The 15,149-nt window shown below is 61.7% G+C and carries 2 protein-coding genes; both read left to right on the top strand.

Annotated features, from left to right (window positions below; translation table 11 throughout):
* The first annotated feature begins 13 nt into the window (after positions 1-13).
* Positions 14-6,469: a non-ribosomal peptide synthetase gene (locus RYC18_RS21075; RefSeq protein ID WP_316886703.1), complete on the top strand. Its 6,456-nt coding sequence runs from the start codon at positions 14-16 to the stop codon at positions 6,467-6,469.
* Between the two features lies 1 nt (position 6,470).
* Positions 6,471-15,098, top strand: coding sequence for a non-ribosomal peptide synthetase (locus RYC18_RS21080; protein ID WP_316886704.1), 8,628 nt, complete (start codon positions 6,471-6,473; stop codon positions 15,096-15,098).
* The last annotated feature ends 51 nt before the right edge of the window (positions 15,099-15,149 follow it).

A 15,149-nucleotide genomic window follows, 5' to 3' on the forward strand; every position in this document is an offset into this window, starting at 1 on the left:
AGGAGAGACCCCAGTGCAACAGTTGCTTGACTCCGTTAAATCGCTGTCCGCCCGTGAACGCAAGGCGCTGGCGGTCCTGCTCAAGCGCCAGGGGGTGAATCTCTACGGGGTCACACCGATCGCTGTGCGGGAGACGCAGGCCCCGTCTGCGCTCTCCTATGCGCAGCAGCGGCAATGGATCATCTGGCAACTGGAACCGCACAGCGCGGCCTACAACATTCCGCTGGCGCTGCGCCTGCATGGCGTGCTGGATGTCGAGGCATTACGGCGTAGCGTCGAACACCTGATCGAGCGTCACGAAACCCTGCGCACCACGTTTGAACAGCAGGGTGACGAGGCGTTGCAGGTGGTGCATCCGGCGTCGCCGTTTGCGCTGGACGTTGATCAACTGGCGGCTGGCGAAACGCTCGAGCGTTATGTCGATCAGGAAGTGCAACAGCCCTTCGATCTGCAACACGGGCCGCTGTTGCGGGTCAGGCTGCTCAAACTGAGCGAGCAGGAGTACGTACTGGTGCTGACCCAGCACCACATCGTCTCCGATGGCTGGTCGATGCCGATCATGGTCGACGAGCTGATGCAGTGCTATCAGGCCGCCACGCTGGGCCGCAAGGCCGAATTGACGCCGTTGCCGATTCAGTACGCCGACTATGCCCTCTGGCAGCGCAACTGGCTGGAAATGGGCGAGCAGGAACGCCAGCTTGCGTACTGGAAGCAACAGCTGGGCGAGCAACAGCCGATTCTGGAACTGCCCACCGATCGACCGCGCCCGGCGCTGCGCAGCTACGAAGGAGCGCGATTGAATGTCGAGCTGGATGCCGCGCTGCTGAACGACCTCAAGACTCTGGCGCGGCAGCAGGGCATCACCCTGTTCATGCTGTTGCTGGCGTCGTTACAGACCTTGTTGCACCGCTACAGCGGTCAGGCCGATATACGCGTCGGCGTGCCCGTCGCCAACCGCACTCGCAGCGAAACCCAGGGGCTGATCGGTTTCTTCGTCAACACCCAGGTGCTCAAGGCCGACTTCGACACGCAAACCACCGTGGCCGGGTTGCTGCAACAGATCAAGCAGACTGCTGTCGAGGCCCAAGCCCATCAAGACCTGCCGTTCGAACAACTGGTCGAAGCCTTACAACCGCAGCGCGACTTGAGCCGCAGCCCACTGTTTCAGGTGGCCTACAACCACCAGAGCGAAGGCCACAACGAGGCCCGCGAACTGGCCGGTCTGCGCCTGGAATATCAGGTGTCCGACAAACACACGGCGCAGTTCGACCTGACCCTGGACACCTGCGAACGCCCGAACGGCCTGGCCGCTTCGTTGACCTACGCCACCGACCTGTTCGACGCCGCAACCATCGAGCGCATGGCCGGGCATTGGCGCAACCTGCTGAATGGCATGTGCCGCGACGCCAACCAGCGTATCGCTGATCTGCCGCTGTTAAGCGTCGATGAGCGGCAAGACACTCTGCGCGACTGGAACCCTAACCTTGCGGTTTATCCAAGTGAATATTGCGCCCATCAACGCATTGAAGCTCAGGCCGAGCGCACGCCGCTGGCCATCGCTCTGACTTTTGCTGGCGAGCAACTGAGCTATCAACAGCTCAACAGCCGTGCCAACCAGTTGGCCCATAAACTGCGCGAGCAGGGCGTTGGCCCGGATGTTCGCGTGGGGCTGGCCGCTGAACGCAGTCTGGACATGATTGTAGGGATGCTGGCGATCCTCAAGGCTGGTGGTGCATACGTGCCACTGGACCCGGATTACCCGCAGGATCGCCTGAGCTTTCTGATGCACGACAGCGGCATCGAACTGTTGCTGACTCAAGCACATTTGCTTGGCCAGTTACCGATTCCTGCACATGTTCAGACACTGGATCTGGCGGATGCGCTGGACGGTTACAGCACGGAAAACCCGGTCAACCAGACCTCGCCGGACAATCTGGCCTACGTGATCTACACCTCCGGCTCGACCGGCAAACCGAAAGGCACCTTGCTCGCCCATCACAACCTGATGCGCCTGTTTGCTGCCACGGACGAGTGGTTTGCTTTCAACGAAAAGGACGTGTGGACGCTATTCCATTCCTTCGCCTTCGACTTCTCGGTGTGGGAGATTTTCGGCGCGCTGCTGCATGGCGGCCGACTGGTTATCGTGCCGCGCGAGGTGACCCGCTCGCCGGAAGACTTCCATGCGCTGCTGGTGGAACAGCGCGTCACAGTGCTTAACCAGACGCCGTCGGCGTTCAAGCAGTTGATGCGTGTGGCGTGTGATTCACCTGCGCCGATGTCGCTGGAAAAAGTCATCTTCGGCGGCGAAGCGCTGGACGTCGCCAGCCTGAAGCCGTGGTTCGACCGTTTCGGCGATCAGGCAGCGCAGTTGATCAACATGTACGGCATTACCGAAACCACGGTTCACGTGACCTACAGGCCAATAACCGAGGCCGACACGCAAAACCCGGCCAGCCCGATTGGCGAGGCGATCCCGGATTTGTCGTGGTACGTGCTGGACGCTGATTTCAACCCGGTCGCCCAGGGTTGCAGCGGTGAACTGCACATCGGCCATGCCGGTCTGGCGCGCGGTTATCACAATCGCGCGGCGCTGACTGCCGAACGCTTCGTGCCGGACCCGTTCTCCAGCGACGGCGGTCGCCTGTACCGCACCGGCGACCTGGCCCGTTATCGCGCTGCCGGAGTGATCGAATACGCCGGGCGTATCGACCATCAGGTGAAGATCCGTGGTTTCCGCATTGAACTGGGTGAAATCGAAGCGCGGCTGCAAGCGCACCCGACCGTGCGCGAAGTGATCGTGCTGGCCGTGGACGGGCAATTGGCCGCGTATCTAGTCCCAGCCGAGCCTGATCAGGATCAGCAAAGCCTGCGCGAAACCCTGAAGACCGAGCTCCGTGCGCATCTGCCGGATTACATGGTGCCGACGCATTTTATCGTCCTCGACAAGATGCCGCTGACCGCCAACGGCAAGCTGGACCGCAAGGCGCTGCCCGCGCCGGATGCCAGCCAGTTGCAGGCGACCTACATCGCCCCGCAAGGCGAGTTGGAGCAGCAACTGGCGGCGATCTGGGCCGATGTGCTGAAAGTCGAGCAGGTCGGGCGTAGCGACAACTTTTTTGAACTGGGCGGGCATTCGTTGCTCGCCACTCAGGTGATCTCGCGCATCCGTCAGCAACTGGACGTCGAACTGTCGTTGCGCGACCTGTTCGAAGCGCGTGATCTGGCAGCCTTCGCCCAGGCGGCGGGCAACGGGCAGGGCAATGCTGCGCCGCGTTTTATCAAGGCCGACCGCAGCCAGCCGCTGGGCTTGTCTTACGCGCAGCAGCGCCAGTGGTTTCTCTGGCAGCTTGATCCAGAAAGCACTGCTTACATCATTCCTGCGGCCCTGCGTCTGAGCGGCTCGCTGGACATTGCCGCGCTGGAGCACAGTTTCAGCGCATTGATTGCCCGCCACGAAACCCTGCGCACTACCTTCCGCCAGCAGGGCGAACAGGCTGTGCAGATCATCCATGCGCCGCGTGCCTTGACCCTGATGGTCGAGTCCGTGCCTGCCGGTCAACCCCTTGAAGCCTGCGTGGAGCAGGAAATGCAGCGCCCGTTCGATCTGGAAAAGGGCCCGCTGCTGCGCGTCCGCTTGCTGAACCTTGCTGCTGACGAACATGTGCTGATTCTGACCCAGCACCACATCGTTTCCGATGGCTGGTCGATGCCGATCATGGTCGATGAACTGGTGCGCCTGTACGAAGGCTACAGCCAAGGCCGTGAGGTGGAGTTGACCGCGCTGGACATGCAATACGCCGACTACGCACTGTGGCAGCGCAACTGGATGGACGCCGGAGAACAGGCGCGGCAGCTGGATTACTGGAAGCAGCAACTGGGCGAACAGCAGCCGATTCTGGAATTGCCCGCCGATCATCCGCGCCCGGTGGTGCAAAGCCACGCCGGTGCGCGGCTGGCGGTCGAGCTGGCGCCAGCGTTGATCGACGACTTGAAACAGGTCGCGCGGCAACAGGGCGTCACACTGTTCATGCTGTTGCTGGCATCGTTCCAGACCTTGCTGCATCGCCACAGCGGCCAGCCGGACATTCGTGTCGGCGTGCCGATTGCCAACCGCACCCGCGCGGAAACCGAAGGCCTGATCGGTTTCTTCGTCAACACCCAGGTGCTGCGCGCCGAATTCGACCTGCACACCACGTTCAGCGAGCTGCTGCAACAGGTCAAACAGGCGGCCCTGCAAGCTCAAGCGCATCAGGAACTGCCGTTCGAACAGCTGGTCGAGGCCTTGCAACCTCAACGCAGCCTCAGCCACAGCCCGCTGTTCCAGGTGATGTTCAACCACCAGAGCCAGGCCAGTGCTGAGGTGCGCGCACTGCCCGGTTTGCAGGTCGAAGCGCTGACGTCCGAGAGCTATCCGGCGCAGTTCGACCTGACCCTCAACACCGCCGAACACGATGGCGGTTTGAGCGCGGGCCTGACCTATGCCACCGCGCTGTTCGAACGCAGCACCATCGAGCGCATGGCCGGGCACTGGCTCGCGCTGTTGCAGGCCATTTGCGCCAATGCGGGTCAGCGTATTGCTGAGGTGCCAATGCTTGACGCTGCCGAACAGCAGCAGATTGTTCGCGACTGGAACGCCACGGCTGCCGATTTCCCTGGCGAGCACTGCCTGCACAGCCTGATCGAAGCCCAGGTACAGGCTACGCCGGACGCTCCGGCACTGATTTTTGCGGCTGAACAACTGAGCTACGCGCAACTCAACGCCCGCGCCAACCAGCTTGCCCATCGCTTGCGTGAAGCGGGTGTTGGCCCGGATGTGCTGGTGGGGATTTGTGTCGAGCGCAGCCTCGAGCTGGTCATCGGCCTGTTGGCGATCATCAAGGCTGGTGGCGCTTATGTGCCGCTGGACCCGGATTACCCTGAAGATCGTTTGGCCTACATGATGCAGGACAGCGGCATTGGCTTGCTTTTGACCCAGAGTGCGCTGCTACAGGGCCTGCCGGTTCAGGTGCAGAGCCTTTGTCTGGATCAGGAGGGCGATTGGCTTGACGGTTACAGCACCGCCAACCCGATCAACCTCAGTCACCCGCAGAACCTGGCATACGTAATTTACACCTCCGGTTCGACCGGCAAGCCCAAGGGCGCCGGCAACAGCCATCGCGCCCTGGTCAACCGTTTGCACTGGATGCAGAAGGCCTACGGGCTGGATGGCAGCGATACGGTATTGCAGAAAACCCCGTTCAGCTTCGACGTGTCGGTCTGGGAATTCTTCTGGCCGCTCATGACCGGTGCACGTTTAGCCGTGGCGCTGCCGGGCGATCATCGCGACCCTGAACGGCTGGTGCAGACCATCCGCGTACATCAGGTCACGACACTGCACTTTGTCCCGTCGATGCTCCAGGCGTTTCTGACTCATCCGCAGGTAGAAGGCTGTAACAGCCTGCGTCGTGTGGTTTGCAGCGGCGAAGCACTGCCTTCCGAACTGGCCGGTCAGGTGCTCAAGCGTCTGCCGCAGACGGGTTTGTTCAACCTGTACGGCCCGACCGAAGCGGCTATCGACGTGACGCATTGGACCTGCACCAAGGACGACGTGCTCAGCGTGCCGATTGGTCGACCCATCGATAACCTGAAAACCCACATTCTGGATGACGGCTTGCTGCCTGCCGCGCAAGGCGTTGCGGCAGAGCTGTACCTGGGCGGTGTGGGTCTGGCGCGGGGTTATCACAACCGTGCAGCGCTGACGGCTGAACGCTTTGTGCCGGACCCTTTCGACGAGCAGGGCGGGCGTCTTTACCGCACCGGAGATCTGGCGCGTTATCGCGATGAAGGCGTTATCGAATACGCCGGGCGTATCGACCATCAGGTGAAAATTCGCGGCCTGCGTATCGAGTTGGGCGAGATCGAAGCCAGCCTTCTGGAACACGAAAACGTTCAGGAAGCTGTAGTTGTCGACGTTGACGGCCCGTCCGGCAAGCAGCTGGCAGCCTATCTGGTGGCTGAGCACAGCGGCGATAACCTGCGTGATGCACTCAAGGTGTATCTCAAGGAAACACTGCCCGATTACATGGTGCCGACCCACTTCGTCTGGCTGGCAAGCATGCCGCTGAGCGCCAACGGCAAGCTGGATCGCAAAGCCCTGCCGGCACCGGACGCCAGCCAGTTGCAGCGCCAGTACGTCGCGCCGTCGACTGAACAGGAGCAGCAAATGGCTGCGATCTGGGCCGACGTGCTGAAAGTCGAGCGCGTCGGGTTGAGCGACGATTTCTTCGAACTGGGCGGCCATTCGCTGCTGGCCACACAACTGATTTCCAGAATTCAAACGGGCCTGGGGATCGACATCCCGCTGCGCCTGATTTTCGAGAAACCGCAATTGAACGAATTTATTCAGGCTTTCGCCAGCAGCGGTTTGTCGCTGACCGAGGACGGCTTGTCCGATATTGAAAAAATGATGAATGAAATGGCGGGTATCTGACATGGACAAGTCTGCAGCAGAGCGTATCGCCCAGCGTTTCGTTGGTTTGCCCGTCGAACAGCGCCGCCAGATTCTGAACAAGATGCACGAGACCGGGCAGAGCTTCAAACTGCTGCCCATCGCTGTAACCCGGCATGATGTAGCGCGTATCCCGCTGTCCTACGCCCAGCAGCGCATGCTGTTTCTCTGGCAGATGGAACCGGGCAACGCCGCGTACAACGTGCCTATGGCGGTGCGTCTGAATGGCCCGCTGGACCGCCAGGCATTGAGCGCAGCGCTGGACAGGCTGGTGCCGCGCCACGAAACCCTGCGCACCCGGTTTGTTTCCGAGGACGGCGCGTTCTATCAGGAGATTCTTCAGCAGGCGACCGTTGCCCTTGAGTTTGCCTCGGTTGCGCCAGCCGACCTCGAAAACCAAGTGCGCGCCGAGCTGCAAAAGCCCTTCGATTTGCTCAGCGGTACATTACTGCGGGTCAGGCTGTTTCAATTGGCTGAAACCGAGCACGTCCTGACCGTGTGCATGCATCACATCGTCTCCGATGGCTGGTCCGGCGAAGTGCTGATTCGTGAGTTCGTGCAGTTGTATCAGGCGCAGGTCTCCGGGCAGCCAGCGCAATTGCCTGCGCTGGCCATTCAATATGCCGACTACGCGATCTGGCAGCGCGCATGGCTGGAGGCCGGGGAGGGCGAGCGGCAGTTGAATTACTGGAAACAGCAGTTGGGCACTGAGCATCCGCTATTGAGTCTGCCGCTGGATCATCCGCGACCGCTGCAACCGAGCCAGCGTGGCGCGACGGTGCGCGTCGATGTGCCGGAACAATTGTCCGCGCAACTGAAAAGCCTGGCGCGTAACAGTGGCCAGACCTTGTTCATGCTGACTCTGGCGGCACTGTCGGTGGTGCTGTCGCGTTTCAGTGGTCAGGCCGACATTCGCATTGGTGCGCCCAACGCCGGGCGCACCCGCAGCGAGCTGGAAGGCCTGATTGGTTTCTTCATCAATACTCAAGTGTTGCGTGTGCAGGTGGACGAACAGCAGAGCTTTGCGCAGTTGCTGGATCAGGTGAAACAGGTCGTGACCGGTGCCCAGTCGCATCAGGAACTGCCCTTTGAACATCTGGTGGATGCGCTGGCGCCCGAGCGTAATCTGGGCCACAACCCGTTGTTCCAGTTCAAGATCAATCAGCACGTGTTGGCGGCCGACGACAGCGGGCAACGTGTGTCGGGCCTGACTGTCGATGAATTTCCGATTGGCAGCAGCGATGCGCGCTTTGATCTGGCCTTCGACTTCACCGACACGCCGGGCGGCATACGCGGTTATTTCACTTACGCCACCGACCTGTTCGAGCCATCGACCATCGAGCGCATGGCCGAGGCGCTACGCGCTGTACTGCAAGCGCTGGTCGCAGACACCGACCAGCGACTTGCCGATCAGCCGCAAACGGTGTCGCTGCCGATTGCTGAACAGACCGCCGATTTTGCCTGCGGCGACTTCCTCAGCCTGTGGCAACAGGGCCTGCGCATCGGGCGCGGCAAGACCGCGTTGCGCGTTGGCCAGCAGGTGTTGAGCTTTGATGAACTTGAACAACGCAGTAACCAGTTCGCCCGCTACCTGCATGCGCAGGACATCAAACCGGGCATGACCATTGCGCTGTGCCTGGACCGCTCTGTGGAATGGGTGGTCAGCCTGCTGGCGGTGCTTAAACTCGGTGCCGTTTACCTGCCGCTGGACAGCGCACAGCCCGCCGAGCGTTTGCAGCAACTGGTTCGTGACAGCGGCGCGGTGTTGTTGATTCACGCGTCCGGCGACGACAAGGCCGCGCAACTGGGTGTGTGCCCGGTGCTGGCCTTCGATGCTGCGCTATGGTCCGAGGTGGATGGCAGTACGCTGAATGTGCGTGTCATCGCCGAACAACCGGCGTACATCATCTACACCTCCGGCTCCACCGGGCAGCCGAAGGGCGTGGTGATCAGCCACGGCGCGCTGGCCAACTACGTGCAGGGCGTGCTTGAGCGCCTGTCGCTGGATGACGGGGCGAGCATGGCGATGGTGTCGACTGTCGCCGCAGATTTGGGCCATACCTTGCTGTTTGGTGCGCTGGCGTCTGGGCGCCCGCTGCATCTGCTGTCCCACGAGCAAGCGTTCGACCCTGATGGCTTCGCCCGTTACATGGCCGAGCATCAGGTTGAAGTGCTGAAAATCGTACCCAGCCATTTGCAGGGGCTGCTGCAAGCCGCCAACCCGACCGACGTGCTGCCGGGCCAATTGCTGATTCTGGGTGGCGAGGCCAGTTCCTGGGCGTTGATCGAGCAAATCCGCGCGCTCAAACCGGGCTGCCGGATCGTCAACCACTACGGCCCGACGGAAACCACGGTCGGCATCCTCACCCATGAAGTCGCCGAGCGCGTTGACGCTTGCCGCAGTGTGCCGGTCGGTCAACCACTGGCCAATGGCAAAGCGCGGGTGCTGGACGCCTATCTCAACCCGGTTGCCGAACGAGTGGCGGGCGAGCTGTATCTGGGCGGTCGCGGTCTGGCGCAGGGCTATCTGGGCCGTGCGGCGATGACCGCCGAACGCTTCGTGCCGGACCCGCACGCCGAGGGTCAGCGCCTGTACCGTGCGGGCGACCGCGCACGCTGGGTGGACGGCGTGCTGGAGTACCTGGGGCGCGCGGATGATCAGGTGAAAATCCGCGGTTACCGGGTCGAGCCGGGGGAAGTCGGCCAGTTGCTGCAAACCCTGGAAAACGTCGCCGAAGCCGTGGTGCTGGCGCAGCCGCTGGAAAGCGACGAAACACGTCTGCAACTGGTGGCGTACTGCGTTGCGGCGGCCGGTGCGAGCCTGAATGTCGAAGGTCTGCGCGAGCAACTGGCTGCGCGCTTGCCCGAATACCTGGTGCCCGCGCAGATCATGCTGCTGGACAGGCTGCCCGTGACCGCCAACGGCAAGCTCGACAAGCGCGCCTTGCCTAAACCCGGCGTGGTCAAACAGCGCTACACCGCGCCAGTTGGCGAGATCGAGGAAAAGCTCGCCACCGTGTGGGCGGACGTATTGAAACTGGAGCAGGTCGGCAGCACCGACAACTTCTTCGAACTGGGCGGCGATTCGATTCTCAGCCTGCAGATCATCGCTCGCGCCAAGCGCCAGGGCATCAAGCTCAGCCCCAAGCAGTTGTTCGAAAAGCAGACCATCGGCCAGCTGGCCTCGGTGGCAAAACTGATCCAGAAAAAGCCTGCTGCGACGGCTGAACAGGTCAGTGGCTCGCTGTCGCTGCTGCCGATTCAGGCACGTTTCTTTGAGCAGGATATCCCAGAGCGTCAGCACTGGAATCAGGCGCTGATGCTCAAGCCTCTGCAAACGCTGGATGCAATCCACCTTCAAGCTGCACTGACCGCGCTGATCGAACAGCACGACGCGCTGCGCCTGGGTTTCACCCAGCAAGACGGCCAATGGCACGCCACATTCGGTGCGCTGAACACTCGCGACCTGCTCTGGACCCACGAACTGGACAGTGCCGAGCGCTTGCCTGAACTGGCCGATGAAGCACAACGCAGTCTGGACCTGAAAAACGGCCCGTTGCTGCGTGCGGTGCTGATCGACTTGCCGCAGGGCGAGCAGCGTTTGTTGCTGGTGATCCATCACCTGGTGGTGGATGGCGTGTCGTGGCGGGTGCTGCTGGAAGACCTGCAACAGGCGTATGTCGCCATCGCAGCAGGCCGGCCATTGGCGCTGGCGACGAAAACCAGCTCGCTGCAAAGCTGGGCCGAGCACTTGCAGGCCTACGCGCAAAGCCCTGCGTTGACGCAGGAACTGGATTATTGGCAGACGCAGTTGCAGGATGTCAGCGACGCCTTGCCCTGCGATCACCCGCACGGCGGTCAGCAACAGAAGCACGCGCTGTCGGTGGTCACGCAACTGAATGGCGAGCAGACCCGGCAACTGCTGCAAGACGCTCCGGCGGCTTATCGCACGCAGATCAACGACCTGCTGCTGACCGCGCTGGCGCGGGTGGTCAGTCGCTGGACCGCGCAGCCGCATGCCCTGATTCGTCTGGAAGGGCATGGCCGCGAAGACCTCTTCGACACGCTGGACATCACCCGTACGGTCGGCTGGTTCAGCAACCTGTACCCGGTCCGGCTCACGCCGCAGGCCACGTTGGCTGATTCGCTCATGGCCATCAAGGAACAGCTGCGCGCAGTGCCCGACAAGGGCATTGGTTACGGCGCCCTGCGTTATCTGGGCAGTGAATCGGCGCGGCAGACCCTGCAAGCGTTGCCGCTGGGCAGTATCGTGTTCAATTACCTCGGGCAGTTCGACGGCAGCTTCGACGCACAAGGCGCGTTGTTCACGCCCTCGGCCGAGAGCAGCGGCGCGTCGCAGAGCGCCGATGCACCGTTGGCTGCGCCGCTCAGCATCAATGGCCAAGTGTATGGCGGCGAATTGCGCCTGAGCTGGACCTTCAGCGGTGCGGTATTTGAACGCGACACCGTGCAGCGGCTGGCCGACGAATATGCCGTTGAACTGCAACAATTGATTGCGCATTGCACCCGCGAAGGCGTGGCAGGCTTGACGCCGTCGGACTTCCCACTGGCACGCCTGAGCCAGTCGCAGTTGAGCAGTTTGCCAATCCCTGCGGCGCAGATCGAAGACATCTACCCGCTGGCACCGATGCAGCAGGGCATGCTGTTCCACACCCTGTTCGAGCAGGACGCGGGCAATTACATCAACCAGATGCGCGTCGAGGTCAGTGGCCTGGATGTGCCGCGTTTCCGTGCCGCCTGGCAGGCCACGCTGGATGCCCATGAAGTACTGCGCAGCGGCTTTGTCAGCCATCTTGAGCAGTCGCTGCAAGTGGTGTTGCGCGATGTCAGCATGCCGTTTGTCGAACTGGATGCTCGTGCGCAATCAGGCGAATGGATCGACGATTGGGCGAATGCCGATCGCCAGCAGGGCTTCGACCTGGCTCGGGGGCCACTTCTGCGCCTGGCCGTATTGCGCACTGGCGAACAGACGCATCAACTGATCTACACCAGCCATCACATTCTCATGGATGGCTGGAGCAGCTCGCGTCTGCTGGGCGAGGTGCTGCAACGCTACAGCGGCCAGACGCTGCCGAGGCAAGTCAGTCGTTATCGCGACTATATCGAATGGCTGCAACGCCAGGATGCTGCGCTCAGTGAACGTTTCTGGACCGGCCAGCTTGCCGAACTGGACGAGCCGACCCGGCTGGTTCAGGCCTTCAAAGCGTCCGGGAGCGAGCAGGGGCATGGCGATTACCTGCAACTGATCGATGCCGATGGCACCCGCCAGTTGAGCGAGTTTGCCCGCGAGCAGCGCGTCACCCTCAACACGCTGGTGCAATCGGCCTGGCTGCTGGTGCTGCAACGCTACACGGGGCAGTCCAGCGTGACCTTCGGCGCAACCGTGGCCGGGCGCCCGGCTGACCTGCCGGGCGTCGAGGAGCAACTGGGGCTGTTCATCAACACCTTGCCGGTAATTGCCAGCCCGCGCCCGGAACAGCGGGTGGCGGACTGGGTTCAGCAAGTGCAGGCGAAGAACATCGCCCTGCGTGAGCATGAACACACACCGTTGTACGAGATTCAACGCTGGGCACGCAGCGCTGGCGAGGCGCTGTTCGACAACATTCTGGTGTTCGAAAACTACCCGGTGTCCGAAGCGCTGCAACAGTCCGCGCCGCAGGGGCTGGTGTTCGGCGGCCTGCACACCCAGGAGCAGACTCATTACCCGCTGACTCTGGTGGTCAATCTGGGCGAAACCCTGTCGATGCGCTTCAGCTATGCCCGCCAGCATTTCAGCGAGCAGCACATGGCGCAGTTGTCGGCGCATCTGAGCCAGGTTTTGCAGGCATTGGTGCGTGATCCGCAGGCGGCGATTGGTGAGCTGGCGTTGTTGGATGATCACGAACAGCAGCAGATTGTTCGCGACTGGAACGCCACGGCTGCCGATTTCCCTGGTGAGCACTGCCTGCACGGCCTGATCGAAGCGCAGGTGCTGGCCACGCCGGACGCTCCGGCACTGATTTTTGCGGCTGAACAACTGAGCTATGCGCAACTTAACGCCCGCGCTAATCAGCTTGCCCATCGCTTGCGTGAGGCGGGTGTTGGCCCGGATGTGCTGGTGGGGATTTGTGTCGAGCGTAGTCTGGAACTGGTGGTCGGTTTGCTGGCGATCATCAAGGCCGGTGGCGCTTATGTGCCGCTGGACCCGGATTACCCCGAGGACCGTCTGGCTTACATGATGCAGGACAGCGGTATCGGTTTGCTGCTGACCCAGAGCGCGCTGTTACAGCGCCTGCCGGTTCCTGCGAAAGTACAAAGTCTGTGCCTGGATCAGGACGGCGACTGGCTGGCCGGTTACAGCACTGCCAACCCGGAAAACCTCAGCCACCCGCTAAATCTGGCGTATGTGATTTACACCTCCGGCTCGACCGGCAAGCCCAAGGGCGCGGGTAATAGCCATCGCGCCCTGGTCAACCGTTTGCACTGGATGCAGAAGGCTTACGCGCTGGATGGCAGCGATACGGTATTGCAGAAAACCCCGTTCAGCTTCGACGTGTCGGTGTGGGAATTCTTCTGGCCGCTCATGACCGGCGCACGTTTGGCCGTGGCGTTGCCGGGCGATCATCGCGATCCGGAGCGGCTGGTGCAGACCATCCGCGAACATCAGGTCACGACGCTGCACTTTGTCCCGTCGATGCTCCAGGCGTTTCTGACTCATCCTCAGGTGGAAAGCTGTAACAGCCTGCATCGTGTGGTGTGCAGCGGCGAAGCACTGCCTGCCGAACTCGCCGGTCAGGTGCTCAAGCGTCTCCCGCAGGCGGGTTTGTTCAACCTGTACGGCCCGACCGAAGCGGCTATCGACGTCACCCACTGGACCTGCACCCCGGACGACGTGCTCAGCGTGCCGATTGGTCGACCCATCGATAACCTGAAAACCCACATTCTGGATGACGGCTTGCTGCCTGCCGCGCAAGGCGTTGCGGCAGAGCTGTATCTGGGTGGCGTTGGCCTGGCGCGGGGTTATCACAACCGTGCAGCGCTGACGGCTGAACGCTTTGTGCCGGACCCGTTCGACGAGCAGGGCGGGCGTCTTTACCGCACCGGGGATCTGGCGCGTTATCGTGACGAAGGCGTTATCGAATACGCCGGGCGTATCGACCATCAAGTGAAAATTCGCGGGCTGCGTATCGAGCTGGGCGAGATCGAAGCGCGTCTGCATGAGCATGCCGGTGTGCGAGAAGCCAATGTAATCGACATTGACGGGCCTTCCGGCAAGCAGCTGGTGGCGTATCTGGTGCGCACTGATGCTGGTCTGGATTCGGACGCTCTGCGCGAAACCCTGAAAACGCACCTTAAGACTCATGTGCCGGATTACATGGTGCCGACATACTTTGTTTTTATCGAGGTGATGCCGCTGACCGCCAACGGTAAGCTGGATCGCCGCGCACTGCCCAAACCGGACGTGGCTCGTTCACAGCAAGGCCACGTCGCACCACGTACGGAATTCGAGCAACGTCTTGCCGCGTTGTGGGAGCAGGTGCTGCAGGTCGAACGGGTAGGGCTCAACGACAACTTCTTCGCCCTGGGCGGCCACTCACTGCTGGCGGTTTCGCTGGCAGGCAGGATTCGCGAGACGTTTGATGTCTCCATCAAACTGCATGATTTCCTGTTGATGCAGACCCTCGGTGAGCTGGCCGATTTCATGCGTAGCGATGAGGCTAAGGTCAAATCGGCAGTAATCGCCATGAACGCCAGTCGATCTGACAACGCGCCATTATTCTGCCTGCCACCGGGCGGTGGCGGCACGTACTCGTATTACCCGCTGGCGGGCCAATTGAGCGACAGCCGACCGGTTTACGGGCTGGTCAACAAGGCTTACGTGGTGCCGGGCTGGTTTGATACGTCGTGGCAGGAAATGGTCGATTACTACGTCGAGCAAATCCGTATGACTCAACCGCACGGGCCTTACAACCTGCTTGGCTGGTCGATGGGTGGTGCGCTGGCCATCGAGGTGGCGCATGTGCTTGAGCGTGAGGGCGACACGGTGAGCTTTCTCGGGCTGGTGGACACCCAGTTGCCTGCCTCGGTCGGGATGGAGTGGGTCGAAGAAGCGCCGGAGGTCACCACGCAGAAACAGGGCGAAAACTACTACCGCAGCCTGATCAAAAGCTTGCAGGCGTTTGTGCCGGGCTTGCAGGAAGCGTCGATTGTGGGGCTTATCGAAACCGCCCGGCAGTCGCTGTCCAGCGAGGGCGAGGTGATTGACTGGGTGGTCGACCATGTCGCGCTGGAGGCCGGCATGAACGCCGACAACCTGCGCAGCATATTCCAGGACATCGCCGTGCAGGACGAGATCGAAACCGGTTACAAACTACTGGAAGCCAACGCACAACTGAGCCAGGCATTTACCCTGAAAACGCTTAACGTACAGGCCGATTGCTGGTGGGCCGGGCAGAGCCGTGCGCCAGGGCAGATTGCCCGGGCTGAAGCGGTGCTGCTTGAACAGTGCTCGGTGAACGGGCTGCGCAGCTCGACAACGGTTGATCAGCGGCATGACAACGTGGTGCTCGCGGAAGTGTTTCTGCAGGGGCTTGCCGAGCGGCTTGTGTGACGCAGAGCGTCACGAACGGCATTCCCACGCGGAGCGTGCGGAACGATAGGT

The organism is Pseudomonas syringae group sp. 247E2, assembly GCF_032587795.1.
In the GTDB taxonomy this organism is placed as follows: Bacteria; Pseudomonadota; Gammaproteobacteria; order Pseudomonadales; family Pseudomonadaceae; genus Aquipseudomonas; species Aquipseudomonas amygdali.

Coding starts and splice junctions, on each gene's coding strand:
- RYC18_RS21080 (WP_316886704.1), top strand. CDS start 6,471: ATGGACAAGTCTGCAGCAGAGCGTATCGCCCAGCGTTTCGTTGGTTTG.